Raw genomic sequence first — 16,606 nt, 5'->3', positions numbered from 1 at the left:
GAACAGTAACAAAGATTATTTTGACGGGTCAAGAGTTTGGTAGTTTTGGTGCGTGCCGATATCTTAAGTGCGGCGGGGGCAGTTTTTTTTATGATGTAATGCTGTATAGTGATATGTGGAAGTGGTAAAGATTGCGTTAGGGGTATGTGTGATTTTACATTGGGGTTTTATAAACATGAAAAAATATTTTGTATTTTTATTTGCTTGTTCACAGTTTGCATACGGAAATTTTCAAGAAGAGTTACAGTCTGTGCAAAATGTTGCAACAGAAGATCTTGCCTGTGTGTATACCAAAATTTTTCAAAGTACAGTGCAAAGATCAGAGTCGTTTTTGGAAGTTGTCGTGCAAGCTAAAGAGTACTGGCAACAAGAGCTATTTCAGCAGTCGCTTCCATGGACTAGAAAAATTCCGACGTACTGGCTCTATAAAAATTCGTATGTAAAATTACTTCGCAAACGCATTGCGCTGTTGACCGATGTAGAAAATCAGGTTGCTATACTGCTTGGCATTGCGCTGCATGGTCAGCATGAACTTTCCAAAATTGATGGAACTTCTCAACAAGAGTTTCTCGAAAAAAGTACTGCACCTTTGTATGAATATTTTCATGTTACATGCGGTGGTTTTAATACCGTTGCCCAGCAACAGTTAATTCAAGACTCGCAGTATTTTACAGGTAGCATGAATAATGAAATGGAAAAATTTGAAAAAATTATAAAGCCTCACCAAAAGCCGCATCATTTTGTGCAGCATCAGGTTACTTATGCATGCGTCGCAACTGCTGCTGTAGCAGCATTGATAATTTATCAGTCCTATAAAGATCAGATTCCTGGATGGACAGCAAAGGGTCAAGAGGCTGTTGATAATTTTTCTCAAACCTGTTTAACGGGTCCGATTAAAGGATTAAAAGAAATTTTAGTCGATAATAAAAATACAAAAATTGAAGAACTTGGATCAATTCTTGAATTTAAAAAATGTGAGAATGACATTACTCACAATAGATTTTCACAATGGTTAGGTATAGCCAAGGATGTGGATACTGTTCCTGAGACGTTCAATAAAGGCGGAGAAAACATACGAACTTTTATTAATCAATTTGTTCCAGTTGCAGAATCGATACTGAGAAGTCAGCAAATTAACTTTTATTTAGCAGCGATAGCTCCTGCGTTTATGTTAACGTATGGTGGTTATCGTGGCGGCGATGCCATTTACGATCGTTTCGTTCGACATCATTCTCGCTACAAGCCTATGAAAAACATGGTTCGATCTATCGATAGACTTTTAAATAACATTGCTCCTGGTCAGCAAAAATCATTTTGCGATGATGGTAAGCTGCATGTTTTAATTTTGAAATTAAAATCGTACATGTATTGCTTGTGCAGCCAGGAATTGGTTTTGTTTCAAGAAGATATTGCCGCGCTACTTTCATTTGATTTAACATACGCTCAAAAGCATGGCGTGGTCAGTAGCATGTATAAAACATATGAATTTTTGAAGTAAGCTTACGCGATAACTTTTAAAAGTTTGTTTTCGAGTGTTATCATTTTTTTAAAGTCAGCATCTTCAATATGATCATGCCCGAGTAAATGACAAATGGCATGAACGAGCATGCGATCCATGCGGGAATTAAAGTCACCTTCAAGGTTCTTTTCATTTTCAAAAACATAGGAAACTGAAATAATAATGTCTCCCAAATTTTTATCTTCGTCACAGGTAACTTTTATTTTTTTACCCGCTTTTAAAGTATCGTGGTAAGGAAATGACAGTACATCAGTTGGTTTATCTTTACTTCGATACTCGCGATTATATTTTTGAATCGTTTTATCGGTCGTAAGTAAAATTCCTAAATCAAAATCATCGTATCCAAGGTAGTTCAAAATTTTTTGAGCTTTTTCATGGTACGTTTTTACAGGAAATTCGATTTTTCTTTGGGTGTTTTTTATGGTTATCATACAGTCTATAAGCTGTCGGGTTGTTCATTTTTACTACACAGAGCAATGAGTAACTCTTGTGAGTAAGGCAGAACAAGCTTTGTGTCTTGAGAGAAAAAGACTTCGATTTGTTTGCTGTAATCGTCATTATCGCTGAGGTATAAAAACATAAGCGCATGCATAGCAGTTACCATTTCTTCAAGTGTTAATTTTCTTTGTTTTTGAATTGATGCGAAATCGTTTAATATTTCAAAGCAGCGTTCAAAGTTTTTTTGAGAAACAAAGTCTTGCGACATTCTTTTTTGCTGCGAAACAAAAGTGAGTTGAATTTTTTGGCGAGCCGTATCTTTTTTAGGAAGCACTACGGACGCGCACGTTAGAACTAAGGCAAAAATAAATTTTTTATTCATGAAATACATACTTTTTTTAGGGGTAAAAACAGATACGTTCAATTTTAAATGGTTCTGGGGTTCTGTCAAATTCGCACAACAAAAAACCGCCCAATTTTTACATCGAGCGGTTAAAAACGTCTTTAATTTTTTAAGGCAGTTAATTACGCTGGTTTTGAAGAAATTTGTAGTGAACCACGTATTGGTGATTGGTCTATGAATTCAAATATTGCAGTTAATTTTCCTACAAAATCTTCGGGGCTCAAATCACCAGCTGTTGCTTGCTGAGAAAAAGCTTCTAACATTTCTTTTGCGGCTGTCCATGTTGCTTGCTCAGACTCGTCAGTTGCTAAAAGTGAAAGTGAAACAGTGATTGAAGGAATAGCTTGCACTTCTTCAACAAGAATTTCTTCAACTAGAACTTCTTCAACTACAACTTCAGTTGCTACAGCATCAGTTGTTACAACGTCTGCGCTTACAGTTTCTTCTGTCGTTACAGCTTCTTCGTCGGTAGATTTAGTGTTGCCTAGATCTGTTATAGCAGAATCTTTAACATTGTCTTCGATTGCTGCTTGCGTAATATCTTGAATGATTTCAGAAAAGCTTTCTTGGCTTGTTGATATTGAGCCAAACAAGTTAAGCCCAGCTGCAATCGCCTCTTGCATTTCTTTGATAAAAATAAGAACGCTTTGATAAAAAGTAGTGCCAGTGCTTTTAGTTTGCACTCTATTTGCTAGCTCAATAAGTGAAGCGTTTGCATTGTTCCAGTCGGTAAAGTCATTATTTTTTGGTTGCACGGAATACTGGAAAGTGAATATTTTTGCAGATTGTGCAACTTGTAAGTCGTTAGCGTTCACAATAGATGAGAAAGCAAAAAGAGCAGTAAGAAATAGTGTGTTTTTTGTCATTATAATCCTTTTTTTTCAAACCTCGGCATAGCTGACAAAGCCTGACGTAGCTAAAAGCGAAGACAGGAAGCGAAGCCGGGTCCTTTTTAATGGTATTTATTTTTTTGATAGTGTGCGTTGGTTAGAAAAGTTTTTCTGCTTGTTGAGGTTCCTTTCGGCTGTGACGAATTAAGTAAAAAGTTTTCATTAAAATCATTTTATTTCAATACGCAAAGAATATGCCAAAGCACTGAGTTAGTCAATGCTTCGGCATATAAAATATCTTTGAGAAATAATTATCCCTCGATACAAAATTGCTTTGCAATTTCACTCGGGACGAACGACTGGGGGAGGAGTTATATTTGTTGGCAATGCATAGTCAGAACTAACTTCAAATCAAGTCTACGCATGCTTTCTCCTACCCGTCGTTCGTCCCGAGTGTTCTGTGTTAGCAGAATGTATCGAGGGATATAAAAAATTTTGAACCTTACTCTTCAGTTGTCACACTTGCTCTCCAGTTATCGCCTTCTTGCATCAATCCTGGTTCGTGTTGTTGCGCTGAAAAAACTATTTTCGTTGCTTTGCAAACACCTTTCAAGGTGTTTTCTTGTTGTTTTAGCACAGTGATTTGTGCCTGTGTCGCACTGCTGATGATTAAAGACGTCAGCTCTGTTTTGAGTGATAATTGCTCAGACGTTTTTAATTTTCTTACCTGCGCAATTATATGCAAAATCAACTGCATGTGCTTTTGATTTTCTGCATGAATGCCCACAGCCTGTGGCAATTGTGTCAAATGAATAGACGTTGCACCATGCGTTTTTAAGAAAATATGCTGATACAAATATTCTGTGATGTGCGGAAGGTATGGAGCGTACAGTTGCAATAAAGTAAATCCAGTTTGCTGCAATGTCCATCGGGTTGCTTGTATTTCCTCTTGGGAGTAGTTTGCTGAATTAAAGAATTGATCTTTAATGATTTCAATGTAGTTATCACAAAAATCATTCCAAAAAACTTTTTCTACAGACTGAAGCGCTAAGCTAAATTCATGCTTTTCAAAGTATGCATGGTATGCAGTCAGGCTCAGTTGCATTTGATCGATCATCCATTGATTGATGATGCCAAGATTTTGTGGTTTTTCCGTTGGAATTTCTTGACCTTCCAAATTCATGTGCACAAATTTTAAAGCATTCCAAAGTTTTGTTAAAAGCTTTTGCCCGATCATAATTTGCTCAGGAGAAAAAGCGATATCTTGTCCCAGTGTTCCTGAAGCAGTCCAAAAACGAACAGCATCCGGAGCGTATTGTACAAGCAATTTTTCTGGATCGATTGGTGCATTATCTTTTGATTTTGATATTTTTTCTTTATTTTCGCTGAGCACGTATCCAGAAATAACGATGTCATTCCATGGAATTTCTTTTTGATGCATCCATGATTTTACGATGGTGTAAAAAGCCCATGTGCGAATGATATCGTGAGCTTGTGGTCGCATGCTCATTGGAATGAAATCAGTGTCTTTAAATGGAGATGTTTCTCCGCTTCCATACAATTGTTTGCAGATGTACGGAGTCAGCGATGAAGTATTCCACGTGTCCATCACATCTTTTTCTGCTCTGATGTTTGTACCACTGCATTTTGTACAAGGACGGTCGTAAGGCGTTTGCTGTGGATCGATAGGTAAATCTTTTATGTCAGCGAGTAAAATTTCATTACAATCGTTGCAGTACCATACCGGAAAAGGAATTCCATACACGCGTTGACGAGAAATACACCAATCCCATGACAAATTTTTTACCCAGTCAACAAATCGAGACTTCATATGTTTTGGATACCAGTTGATCGAGTCTGCTGCTTTTAAAAACTCTGGAGCATTTTCAACCACTTTCATAAACCATTGCGGTAAAATTGCATATTCAATGATGTGCTTGCATCGTTCATGAACGTTTACAGAGTTTTGAATTTGTTTTTGACTCAGTAAAAGATTTTTTTCTTTAAGCAGTTCAATAATTTTTTTGCGAGCGTCTTGAACGGTTAGTCCTGCAAGCTCGGTAATAGTTTGTACAAATTTTCCGTTCAGGTCTATTGATGGAAGGTACGGTAGTTTGTGCTTTTTGTACCATTCGATGTCAGTTTTATCACCAAAGGTGCAGACCATGACGAGGCCAGTTCCTTTTTCTGGTAGCACTGTTTCATCAGCTAAAATAGGCACTTCTTGTCCAAAAATTGGAACAATGGCTTTTGTGCCAGCTAATTTTTTATAGCGGTCATCTTGCGGATGGTAAAGAATTGCAACGCAAGAAGGCAAAAGTTCAGGACGTGTTGTCGCAATGATGAGCGGTTGGCCGTCTGCTGATTGAAATTGAATATCATTAAACGTGGTTGTTTGCTCAAGATCATCAAGTTCTGCTTGCGCAACGGTTGTGCGACATTGTGTGCAGTACAGAGCGGGTTCATTTTTAATGTATGCGTAATCTTTTTTAACCAGCTCAATGAAAGACTCTTGAGCAATTTTTTGTACGTCTTTTGAAATTGTTGAGTAGGTGTGCTCAAGTTCTGCTGAAAGCCCCATGGTACGCCATAAAGCAACAAACTTTACTTTCATTTCTTCAGTTGTTAAAAGACACAGATCGATAAACTTTTCTCGACCGATTTTTGAAGCATTCGTGTTATGTTTTTTTTCTACAAAACGTTCTGTTGCGAGTCCGTTACAATCGAACCCGAATGGATAAAAAACATTGTGCCCAGTCATGCGTTTGTAGCGAGCAATGATGTCAGTTTGGGTGTAAGAAAAAATATGACCAATATGTAAAGATCCTGACACTGTTGGGGGTGGAGTATCGATGGTGAAAGCTTTAAAAGCAGGATTTTGTTGTCGATAGGTTTGGTTTGATTGCCAAAGCTGTCTGATTTGGTCGTCGCATTGTTGATGATTGTAACGATTTTCCATGTGTTTTTCTTTTGGATTTTTAGTTTTTAAAGATCTATTTATATTATTTTAAAGGTACTTTAAATTGCATGAGCAGTCAAAAATAGATAACCTTATTTTAAAGAAAAAGATTTATTTTAAATAAAGGATGTTTAACGTGAGACTGGAATTAATTCAAGGTATACAAATTATCATCATTGCCCTTTTATCCTACATTCCAACAGTGACACTAACTGGTTGGTTTGAAGCTTGGGCTGCTAAAAAATGTGGTGATGATGTTCCAGAGCAGTTTGGTTTTTTAACATTAGATCCGATGGCACACTTTAACGTGGTGGGTTTCGGATTTTTACTTGTTGGTAAATTATTTGGTGATTATCTTCCATTCTTTAAAGATATTCCAGGCTGGGGTCGTTACATGCCTCTCAATCCATCAGAAGGCGGAGGCTGGAAAGTAGTTTTTCAGTTTACAGCTCGAGCAATTGCTCATTTTGTTTTACTTCTGACCGCATTTTTTACATTTGTTCTTTTATCTAAAGGTTCTAACTTTGCAGCATTTGGATACGCTTTGCAACCAGGATCGTCGCTTCTTGATTCGCTTTTAGTAGTGTTGATATTTTTTTATGAACAAAACAAAATTTTCTGCATTATTTATTTTGTCATTGGTATTTTTCGATCAATACTCTTTTTTTACTTTCCAAATTTTCATCTTTTTTCTACTGAAAATATGCTGTGGGTTATTTTTATTTTAGTAGCTTCAGTCATACTAGGATCATACATAGTAGGATTTATACTTGACAGCATCATGGCACTTTTGTCATATATTTTTATTGCACAGTAAGGGTTTGATATGAAACAGAACGTAGAACATGCTTTAAGCATTCTAACATCAGGCATTGCGCAGTGTATTCCACAAGCAGAGCTGGTTAAAAAAATAGAGTCAGGCAAAAAATTACAAATTAAATTAGGCATGGATCCAACAGCGCCAGATTTACATCTTGGTCATGCTGTTGTTTTAAAAAAATTAAGACAATTTCAAGATTTAGGTCACGATGTTATTTTCTTAATCGGTGATTATACCGCACGCATCGGTGATCCAACGGGAAAATCAAAAACTCGTCCACCTTTGACTGAAGAGCAAATCAAAAATAATGCAAAAACATATTTTGCACAGGTTGGTAAAATTCTTGATCTCGATAAATTAACGATTCGTTATAACTCTGAATGGTTGAGCAAGCTTACGTTTGCCGATGTCATATCGCTGTGTAGCAAAGTGACCGTTGCACGACTCATTGAACGAGAAGATTTCGCAAACCGTTTGCAGCAACATATTCCTATTTCAATGCATGAGCTTTTATATCCGATCATGCAAGCGTACGATTCTGTTGCTTTAAAAGCAGACGTTGAGCTTGGCGGAACTGATCAAACTTTTAATTTGCTATGTGGTAGATTTTTACAAGAGCAGATGAACCAGGCTCCGCAAGTTGTCATCACCGTACCGCTTCTTGAAGGTTTGGATGGCGTTGACAAAATGTCTAAGTCGTTGGGTAATGCCATTGGGCTCTTTGACCAACCGTCTGACGCGTACGGCAAACTTATGTCAGTTTCTGACGCATTAGTATTCCGGTATTTTTCATTGCTTCTGAGTCGAACTGACGAGCAAATTGCAAAACTTAAATCTGACGTTGCTTCAAATGTCATCCATCCTATGGATTTAAAAAAACAGATGGCACGTGAATTAATTGCAACATTCTGGTCAGAGTCGGAAGCTGACGAGGCTCAAAAACAATTTGAGTCACTTTTCCAGCAAAGAGATTTTTCTAAAGCAACCGAAGTTACACTTTCTGCGCAGACTATGTCTGCACCTGTGTGGATTGTCAAAGTGCTGCAAGAGCTTGGTGCTTTGCAAAGTTCATCTGAAGGCAAACGTTTGATTGAGTCTGGAGCAGTTTTAGTTGACGATGTAGTGATCAAAGACTTTAAAGCTGAAATCCAAGTGGTGCCTGGCATGACTTTAAAGGTTGGCAAGCATAAAATTTATAAAATTGCTTAAAAGCATAGTTTTTTAGCGCATGAAATCAGTAAGGTTCTTGTCATGGTCTCTAAATGAGATTTGAAGGTAAGATTTTCCAGGATGGAACAATAATGAAAAAAAACATTTCTTCTTTAGAGTTGAAAAAAATGTGTGAAATCACCCCTGAGAAGGTTGATATTATCACGCAACGTTTAGCGCACGCCTACGACCCTCTATTTATTTATGCTTTTGGTTCTTATGCTCGTGGAACTTACGATGAAGAAAGTGACCTTGATCTGATGGTTGTTGTCCAAGAATATGACGACAAACCATGGAAAATGATTTCAAGGGGATACGCAAGCTTTCGTGATGTTATGATGCCAGTGGATTTGTTGGTGTATAACAATCAAAAATTTAATGAATGTAAAAATGATTCTATGAGCTTTTGCTATAAAATTATAAATTCAGGAAAAATTCTTTATGAAAAAAAAGAGTCTTGAGTGGTTGCATTTTGCTAAAATTGATTATGAAGCAGCCAAAAATCTTTTAAATTCAGATCTGCTGTTTGTAGGAGTTGCTGCTTATCATTCTCAACAATCAGCAGAAAAATCGTTAAAAGCGTTTCTTATTTTTTCTGGACATGGCGTAACTAAAACGCATGATTTAGAAATTCTTTTAAAACAATGCATGGCTTTTGATTATGAATTTAAGTGTCTGGAAAAAAACGCGGATAGCTTAAATCCATTTTCAGTTCAAACCAGATATCCAGATGATGTTGGATTTATGCTTTCGCCAGAAGAAGCCGCTCAATTAATTGAATATGCCGAAAACATTCTTCTTTTTGTTCGTACAAAGATCGGTTAAAAGGTAATCTACGCCTTAAGTCGAAATTTTTACATACCTCAAAACATCGATCTGATCTGATAATTCATAGCCTCGGTGTGAAATGTGGAATGCGACTTGTATTTTTTACACTGAGGCTTTATTTTTGGCGCACTGTTCAAGGACAAGAAATCGATTGTGTTGTTGAAAAATCATATGCTGTGCAAATTCCTATCGAAATAAAAGCAAGTGTAACTATGCGAGCAGATTTTGCTGCAAGCCTAGAGCAGTGGGCAACAATTACTGGTAAGCCTATTGAGAATTCATATGTGGTGTATGCCGGCAACCAATGTTTTGGTGGCAAGGGCGCACATTTTATTGCGTGGAATGCTCTTGAAAAAATGGAACTGTTTTAACGACCGTGTCCGGCGTAGCTGACAAAGCCTGACGTAGCTGAAAGCGAAGACAGGAAGCAGAGCCTGGAAGCGTAGTATAATTCTTTAGGCCGAGTCCACAAATCTAACGCGTGGACTTTCCGGCAAACCAAACAAATTTAAAAAAGACAAAAAGAGAGAGGAAGATTTTACCTTCCTCTCTCTTGTAAGCATTAAAGCTTGTAAGCCTTTTTACTTATTCAAATTCCAAACGATTTAAGACAACACACTGATTGTGTCTGTGTACGCTTGTGAGCTTGAGTCGCCGTTTGCTGAAAGGCCACTTGCTACATGTTCAGCAGCTAGTGCTATTGAAGCAAGATCACCAGCGTCAGCGTTAGCATATTTTGCTTTCAACTGAGCAACTGAGCTAACTTGACCAGCAGCAGGAGCTACAGGAGCAACTCCAGATTTAGGAGCTACATACGGAACACTGCCACCACGCTTCATTGGCGCATATAAGTCAGCAGCAGCGACTGTTAAAATCGCTAAGCTGAAAAATAATTGTTTTTTCATATAAATTCCTTTTAGTTTAAAACGTTTTATTTAATTAAAACGCTATTTCATATTTACCCCAGACCAACCATTGATTCAATGCGCTGTTGCCTGAGCTGAATTCATATGATCCACCAATTGAGAATTCTGATGTCATGCAACCACAATTAAATAGGTAGCCCAATGATGCATAAGGAGTTTGAGTTAATACTGCTGATGAAGAAGCAGAATCAAAATTGATTTGCGCTGCAGTGATTGCAAAATCATCATAGTTAGTATCAGCAAGGTTGTTGAAACCAATTGTTACTAAGCTACCAGGAGTTGCTGTGTAACCAATTCTGCCTAAGTTGTCTACTACATTGTATGACATTGTTTGATAATCATTGTAGATAGTTCTTGCATTGTTTAGTCCAACGCCACCGATGTAGCTTGGTTCAGCAAAAGCAGGAGCATCAGCCCATTCATCACATGCAAGTGAAACACATTCTTTATGTTTTGCAAAAGTGTTCCAACCAAGTTCAGCTCTGAAGTTTTCGCCACGGAGGTAAAGAGCTTGGTTTACACGACCTTGAAGTCTTGGTTTTACATACATATCTGTTGTAAATACGTTGATACCAGGAGTGTAACCTCTTTGTGCTATGCCAGAAGCAGTAGCAGAAGTGATTGTTGCTTGTGCAGCTACTAGAGCAGCTGTGTAAGCAGCTTTATTTTCCCAAACCATCATGTAACGTGACCATTCATTGCCTAAAAGGTCAAATGAACGTTTTTGTGTGTTTCTGAACAGGTAACGAGCGTTCATATCAAGACGATATGATGCTTGGTAGCATTCTTCATCAGCAAGTAAAACTTCTGTTGTAGAACCAGTCATGATTCCAACGTGGAAGCCGTTACCAACAACAGCAGGAGCTACAAATTCAGCACATACTTTGTTACCAGTAGGGATTACAAGACCAACATACCAGTTAGTTGAAGCACAATCACCACACCACCATTGATATCCAAGAGCAAGCTCGATATCAGCTAAGCGAGTGATTTTTTGTGGGCAACCAATTTTACCATATAACCAAGCATCTTGAGCAAAAGCTTCAGTTACGTTAGCAGGAGCAACTAAATCGCCTGTTCCAGGGAATAGTGAAGTTGCAGCATAAGCATCTGAAACTGAACCAGCAGGTGCAACAGTTGCTACAGCGTTTGGATTATATACAAAATTGTTAGATGATATATTTACAGGTGCTTGTTGAGCATGTAATGGAACTGCTATTGCAGCTACATCAAGAGTACCAAAAGGATTAGCAGCATCATAATCAGCAATTGCGGTTTTTGCAGTTTCTACAACTTCATTCAAGTTGATTACTGAAGTAACGTGTTGCACAGCTGTTGTTAAAGTACCGAAGAATCCTTTTTTATCATCTGAAAAATGATAACGAAGTCCAAAACCAGCACCAACGTGTGAGTATGATTGGCATGGGTTAATTGTGCTTTTGAAAGTTGGGTTTGTGATCAAACCTGAGCCAACAGTCTCACCAATTGCAGATGTTGCTCTTGGTTCAAATAAAGCTGCAATGTCGATACCAAAGTTCCAAGGACGAACAATGCTTGTATTTTCATTTGAATCAAATTGATAGGATACTGGATCGATGAACATGAATGGAGTTGTATCAGCTGTACCAGCTGCAATTGCAGCACCACCGTTGAATGATACGTCACCAGGAACTGGAGTTGTACCAGCTTGAACGATAGATTCAGCAGCGTTAAATGCAAATGTGTGTGGTTTTGCAATCGCACCATCGAAAGTCAATTCGTTATGGCCGTATGGCAAGTAGTAAGCAGCTGCATCTGAACGGTTAGTGTTTTTACCACCGAATACAGCAACTTGGAAAGCGCCATGTTTATCTTCGTGGTTCAAGTCGTATAAAGTGTTTGAGCTGTACATTGAAACCATTTCTGGTGTCGCAGCTTGCCAGTGAGGAATTATATCTCTGTATGTTTTACCATGGTCGTCTGTGCATGAAGTACTGCATGATGTGTTGCAATCTGTGCTGCAAGCAGTAGCGCACACAGGAGCACAACAATCACTTGAAACAGGAAGGACATTTGAGCCAGCTAAAAGCACGGCTATTAGGGTAAGCAAGAAAACTTGTTTTTTCATAGTCTCCCAATCATTTTTTAATTTTAGGATACATTACGATACTATCTTTTTTCGGCCGAGTTTTTTTGCACTCCTCCTTTCATGGTTTGTTCAAGAATTTTTATAATCATTATATAATTCTTTTTTTTTATAAATTTTTTCCTTTATTTGAGTTCATCAGAAGTTCTAACAATTTTTTTTAGGGTAAGTCAACTTTTTCATGCATAATTTCTTTCAAGGAGTTTTTCGGGTATACTGGATTGATCAAAGTTTTGTTTTTGTAAAAGGAAAAATGATGTTTTTAAAAGTTAAGGGAGTTTCGGATAATTTTTTTGAAATGACCTATTGGTCAGGTGTCAGAAAAAAGATCGAAGCACATTTGAAGCGTTATAATTTTTGCGAGATCGACATTCCCATCTTGGAGCACGTATCATTATTTCAACGTGGTCTTGGATATGAAACCGATGTGGTCAGTAAGCAAATGTTTATTATGGAGTCTAAAGGCACTGGCCGCGATGACGAGCCGATATGTTTACGCCCTGAGGGTACCGCTGGTACCATGCGAGCATTTTTAGACGAGCAGTCACAAGTCACTACTCCGTGTAAAGTTTTTTCATACGGACCGATGTTTCGATATGAACGTCCTCAAAAGGGAAGACTTCGTGAGTTTCATCAAATGAATCTTGAGATGATCGGTGGCGCTTCTATTTTATATGACGCACACCTTATTAAGATGCTTCAAACTCTTTTTGCTGAAGAGCTTCACGTTCAGTCTTTTATTTTAAAGCTTAATTTCTTGGGTCAGTCGGAAGATCGTAAAGAATTTAGTAAAGCCTTGGTTGCTTTCTTAGCGCCACAGGTTGCGTCCTTATGCCCGGACTGCCAGACCAGACTTCAAGCCAATCCACTACGAGTGCTTGATTGCAAATCTGAACATTGCCAAAAATTATTTACAAATGCTCCTAAGCTTTCTGACTTCTTTTCTCAAGAGACTCAAGTTCAGTGGCAGCTGCTGCAAGATACGTTGCACGAACTTTCTGTTACCTATGTGATCGATCTGTACTTGGTGCGCGGTCTAGACTATTATAATAAGACTGTCTTTGAATTCGTCTCGGTCAACCTAGGTGCGCAGAGTGCATTTTGCGCTGGTGGTCGTTACGATGGGCTAGCTCAGCAGCTTGGAAGCAAAGTTGAAGTTCCTGCGTTTGGATGTGCTATGGGCATGGAACGGCTACTTATGATTTTAGAGTCGGAAAAAGATCGTCTTTCAGAAAAGTCACAACCTTTGACCTGCATCATTCCTTTAACAGAGGCTCAAAATAAATTGGCTTTGCATCTAGCAGATTTTTTACAGGCACATGGAAAAGCGGTCGATTTACTACTTGATGATCAAAAAACTCAAAGTAAAATGAAAAAAGCTAACCAGCTAAAAGCTCAGTTTGTACTCATTTTGGGTGAGGATGAGCAAAAAAATAATACCGTGACTGTAAAAAATATGATTACTGGTACGCAAGAAGTTGTTTTGCAGAGTTTGGTGCATACTAAATTATAGTGTTTTTATGTTGATGTGGTGATTTGGGATTAGAAATTAGTCGGCCGTGCCCGGCATAGCCTTGGCGACGCCTGGGTCACCACATATAATCTTTATTTTTCAAACTATTCAACTCTGTCCCTGCGCGGGACAGCGCCAAAGCATGATTTCGCACATGCTTTGGAATCATACGACCCAAAGAGGTTTCTTTGGGTAATCTCGACGGAATTAATACTCGTATTTGCCCTTGGCTCATACGAGCTAATTCCTGGGTATGCCATAATAACTTTGAGTTTGAGTCGGAGTTAATACTCGTATTTGCCTTTGGCGCATACGAGCTAACTCCTGAGTATGACTTGAAAACAGATTTAATTATTGTTTTCATTTTGTCCGTAGAAGATCATACTTCTTTAGCTATGAAACATATTCCTACACTCCTTCGTCCTCGTGCTCGACACGTGGATATATGTGCTGAAAATTTATAAAATTTATTCATACCCAGGAGTTAGGGAGTGTGAGCCGCTCATTTTTATGAACCCTGTGAAATAAAAAAGAGAAGAGGCAAACACGAGTATTAACTCCGACTCAAGCTCAAGAAAAAATAATATAAAGAATCAAGCTTCCCAATCAGGAAATACTTTGCAATGGAGCCCTGCGTAGTGTTAACGAAGCAGAACAGGCGAATGCATTTTTATTTCCGTGGGGGTTTTCCAAGGGGTTTCCCATTGGATGCCTGTTCCCCAAGTGTTGGCAAGAACATTTGGGAGCCTATTCCGGCTTGAGGAATAGAAAAGAATTCTTAAAAATTGATGACTGTTTGTGGTGATCGACTGCTTTTAAAATAAAAAAACAATTTGCAAATCTTAAATGCAGAGTACATTTGCCAGTTCTTGTCTGAAGAAAAAGAAGAAAAATGTGACCATGATCACCGCATCGAATCGATCGAGAAATCCACCATGGCCAGGCAGAATGTGACCAGAATCTTTAATGCCAGCTTGGCGTTTTAAAAATGATTCAAAAATATCACCAACGAAGGCCAAAAGGCAAGCAATGAAAACTAACAGCAGGGCAAATATTTTTGGGACGGCGACGTCAGCACTCAGTGTTGCTATATAAAATGTAATCAGTGCTGCTACAAATCCTCCGATACATCCTTCAACAGTTTTTCCCGGACTGATGTGAGGAACTATTTTATGAGCGCCGAGCAGTGTGCCGGTAAAGTATGCAGCTCCATCAAACGCAAAAACAATAACAAAAATATAATAGACCAGATTTCGATAGCATGGATCACCGTTCATGTATACCAGTAAAGCAAACGGTAAAATGGGGTACCAAGGCATGATGATCCAAAACCAAAAACTATCTAAGTTGAAAAAGTTTTTCCACTCGAGAACTAAAATGATGCTTAAGATTCCCAGGAGCATGGCAGAAAAAGCGATTGGTGGAAGATAGAAAAAAACAGCCCAAAAAACTGTTCCGATGATACTTGCTGTTATAAATCGTTTGGTGGCTTCATTAAGTTTGATCATATAAATTCCTCTGTGCCTCGGCGAAGCTAAAAGCGAAGCCGGGTATTTTATTTATTTTATTTAGTATCCGCCCTGGCAAAACGCATTTGGAATGTAGGTGAGTTCGGGCTGCTTATCATTAACAATGTGTAGCAGCGCAACATCAAAGCGGCAAATTTTTTGATAAATATTATGTCGACCCATGTACGACTGCGCAACTAAGATGATTTTACGTTGCTTGGATGGTCGGACCAATTCATGCATAGAAATTTGTGAGTTTTTTCGAGCTTTAACCTCTACAAAAACTATCAAATCTTTTTTTTGGGCAATGATGTCAATTTCGCCAAAAAACTTTTTATAATTTCGCTCTAAAATCTTAAATCCTTGATCTTGCAAATGATCTGCAACTAAGATTTCGCTTTGTTGACCAAATAAATTGACTGCCATTACGCTAAGAAAAATGAGCTGATTTTACGTAGAGCTGATTTTTTTTCTGTAACTTCTTTTTTATCAGAAGCTTTTTTTGACAAAGCGTTTTTTAAATCAAATCTAACCAAGAATGGACGCGTGTCTGGATTTTTAGTGAGTTCTAGCATTTCTTTAAGATAGATCTCATATTCTTTGATATTTTTGATATCTTGGAAATTTTTTTCAATGTATTCTAAACGTTTTTCTGCGCTTAGAAATTTTTGTTGTTTGATATAATTTTCAAAGACATGAGCTTCATGCTTGAAAAGTCTTTCTCGGCAGGTTGTATAAATAGTTTTTACTTCATCAATAAATTTTTGGTCTGTTTCTTTCATGAGAAAAAAATTAATGAGTGAGATAGTTTTGTGAGTTGCTGTTTGATCTCGATCAGCTGAAAGGCTTAAGTAAAATGAGCATAAAATGGATTTGTATTGAGAGTATGCAGCTTCCTTGCTACCAGGGTATAACATGAAAAAATCTTCGTAACATCCGGAAGCTTTTTCATAATCTTCCTGCAGGAAGCAATAGTCAGCAAGTCCAAGTTTGTATTCTTTAATTGCGCTTTGTTCTGTTGATATTTTAAATAAATAGAAATAAGTTTTGTGTACTAATTCGCCGTCTTTCACGATTTTGCCGTACTCAAGAACTTGTCTAAGTTCTTGCTCGTCCATGTTTTTAACAAGTTTTCCTGGGCAAGGGTATGGCGGCTTGGTCGATACAAGCATTGATCCAAATAATGGATTATATTTTGCCTGATTTAACAGCGGTGTTATCGAAAAGAGTAAGCAGGGAAGTAAAAGACGAATAAGCATAACTAAAATTCCTTTTTGCAAAACAATGGAACAGCAAAAATGTATAAATTGAATCATAAGACTTAGAACCTTTAATCTATCAGATGTACCATTCCTTTTCAAGCAATGGGGTTAGGGTCACAAAATCTTACGCAGTGCCTTTTAAAAATAGCATCTTTATAAAAAGTTATGTTATATGATAAGGTACATGAGATAATGCGCCATTAAAGGCAATTCTTGAACGGTTGATGATAAAGATGAGGTAATGTTATGGGTCAAGGTTTCTTGCA

The 16,606-nt window shown here is 37.8% G+C and carries 17 protein-coding genes; 8 read left to right on the top strand and 9 right to left on the bottom strand.

From position 1 onward, the window contains the following. Positions 1-148: 148 nt before the first annotated feature. Positions 149-1,498, top strand: coding sequence for a hypothetical protein (locus WC747_00085; GenBank protein ID MFA5998406.1), 1,350 nt, complete (start codon positions 149-151; stop codon positions 1,496-1,498). A gap of 2 nt (positions 1,499-1,500) precedes the next feature. Here the strand turns inward: WC747_00085 and ybeY are convergent, their stop codons facing one another. The 4 genes from ybeY to WC747_00065 all read right to left on the bottom strand — a co-directional run bounded on the left by ybeY (position 1,501) and on the right by WC747_00065 (position 6,149). Further along, positions 1,501-1,950, bottom strand: a complete 450-nt coding sequence (ybeY, locus tag WC747_00080; protein MFA5998405.1) for an rRNA maturation RNase YbeY — start codon at positions 1,948-1,950, stop codon at positions 1,501-1,503. Positions 1,951-1,955: 5 nt separating this feature from the next. Further along, positions 1,956-2,339 (bottom strand): hypothetical protein, encoded by a 384-nt coding sequence (locus tag WC747_00075; GenBank protein ID MFA5998404.1) that lies wholly within the window; start codon positions 2,337-2,339, stop codon positions 1,956-1,958. Positions 2,340-2,482: 143 nt separating this feature from the next. Next, complete coding sequence (locus WC747_00070) at positions 2,483-3,226, bottom strand: hypothetical protein (GenBank protein MFA5998403.1); 744 nt, start codon at positions 3,224-3,226, stop codon at positions 2,483-2,485. 466 nt (positions 3,227-3,692) lie between these two features. Then, positions 3,693-6,149, bottom strand: coding sequence for a valine--tRNA ligase (locus WC747_00065; protein ID MFA5998402.1), 2,457 nt, complete (start codon positions 6,147-6,149; stop codon positions 3,693-3,695). Between the two features lie 136 nt (positions 6,150-6,285). Here WC747_00065 and WC747_00060 point away from each other — a divergent pair, with 136 nt between their 5' ends. The 5 genes from WC747_00060 (at position 6,286) to WC747_00040 (ending at position 9,377) form a co-directional block, all read left to right on the top strand. Further along, entirely contained in the window at positions 6,286-6,966 is a 681-nt protein-coding gene (locus WC747_00060; protein MFA5998401.1) for a hypothetical protein, read from the top strand. Positions 6,967-6,975: 9 nt separating this feature from the next. After that, positions 6,976-8,178: a tyrosine--tRNA ligase gene (gene tyrS / locus WC747_00055; GenBank protein ID MFA5998400.1), complete on the top strand. Its 1,203-nt coding sequence runs from the start codon at positions 6,976-6,978 to the stop codon at positions 8,176-8,178. A 92-nt stretch (positions 8,179-8,270) separates the two neighbouring features. Then, complete coding sequence (locus WC747_00050; GenBank protein MFA5998399.1) at positions 8,271-8,639, top strand: nucleotidyltransferase domain-containing protein; 369 nt, start codon at positions 8,271-8,273, stop codon at positions 8,637-8,639. After that, on the top strand, positions 8,620-9,003 hold the full coding sequence (locus tag WC747_00045; GenBank protein MFA5998398.1) for a HEPN domain-containing protein: 384 nt from the start codon (positions 8,620-8,622) through the stop codon (positions 9,001-9,003). Before WC747_00050 ends, WC747_00045 begins: the two co-directional genes overlap by 20 nt. A gap of 89 nt (positions 9,004-9,092) precedes the next feature. Further along, on the top strand, positions 9,093-9,377 hold the full coding sequence (locus WC747_00040) for a DUF4143 domain-containing protein (GenBank protein ID MFA5998397.1): 285 nt from the start codon (positions 9,093-9,095) through the stop codon (positions 9,375-9,377). Positions 9,378-9,611: 234 nt separating this feature from the next. Here the strand turns inward: WC747_00040 and WC747_00035 are convergent, their stop codons facing one another. After that, on the bottom strand, positions 9,612-9,911 hold the full coding sequence (locus WC747_00035; GenBank protein MFA5998396.1) for a hypothetical protein: 300 nt from the start codon (positions 9,909-9,911) through the stop codon (positions 9,612-9,614). Positions 9,912-9,945: 34 nt separating this feature from the next. Next, a complete protein-coding gene (locus WC747_00030) occupies positions 9,946-12,039 on the bottom strand; it encodes a hypothetical protein (protein ID MFA5998395.1) in 2,094 nt (697 codons plus the stop codon). Positions 12,040-12,238: 199 nt separating this feature from the next. On the opposite strand from WC747_00030, the gene hisS reads away from it, so the two are divergent. Both hisS and WC747_00020 read left to right on the top strand, forming a co-directional pair. Beyond that, positions 12,239-13,570: a histidine--tRNA ligase gene (gene hisS / locus WC747_00025; protein MFA5998394.1), complete on the top strand. Its 1,332-nt coding sequence runs from the start codon at positions 12,239-12,241 to the stop codon at positions 13,568-13,570. Positions 13,571-13,758: 188 nt separating this feature from the next. Continuing rightward, a complete protein-coding gene (locus WC747_00020) occupies positions 13,759-14,034 on the top strand; it encodes a hypothetical protein (protein MFA5998393.1) in 276 nt (91 codons plus the stop codon). Positions 14,035-14,412: 378 nt separating this feature from the next. On the opposite strand, the gene WC747_00015 is transcribed toward WC747_00020, so the two are convergent. From WC747_00015 to bamD, 3 genes are read right to left on the bottom strand one after another with little or no spacing between them, the layout of a single operon-like run. Then, positions 14,413-15,078, bottom strand: coding sequence for a phosphatidate cytidylyltransferase (locus tag WC747_00015; GenBank protein ID MFA5998392.1), 666 nt, complete (start codon positions 15,076-15,078; stop codon positions 14,413-14,415). Positions 15,079-15,138: 60 nt separating this feature from the next. Continuing rightward, the gene (locus WC747_00010; GenBank protein MFA5998391.1) at positions 15,139-15,504 is read right to left on the bottom strand and encodes a YraN family protein; all 366 of its coding nucleotides are present in this window, start codon (positions 15,502-15,504) and stop codon (positions 15,139-15,141) included. Beyond that, positions 15,504-16,394 carry an outer membrane protein assembly factor BamD gene (bamD, locus tag WC747_00005; protein MFA5998390.1) on the bottom strand — a complete coding sequence of 297 codons (891 nt, stop codon included), beginning with the start codon at positions 16,392-16,394 and terminating at the stop codon, positions 15,504-15,506. Before bamD ends, WC747_00010 begins: the two co-directional genes overlap by 1 nt. Positions 16,395-16,606: the final 212 nt, after the last annotated feature.

This window comes from Candidatus Babeliales bacterium (assembly GCA_041660205.1).
GTDB lineage: Bacteria > Babelota > Babeliae > Babelales > Chromulinivoraceae > JACPFN01.
The sequence above is the reverse complement of the archived record's forward strand: the minus strand, read 5'-3'. Positions and strand labels throughout refer to the sequence as shown.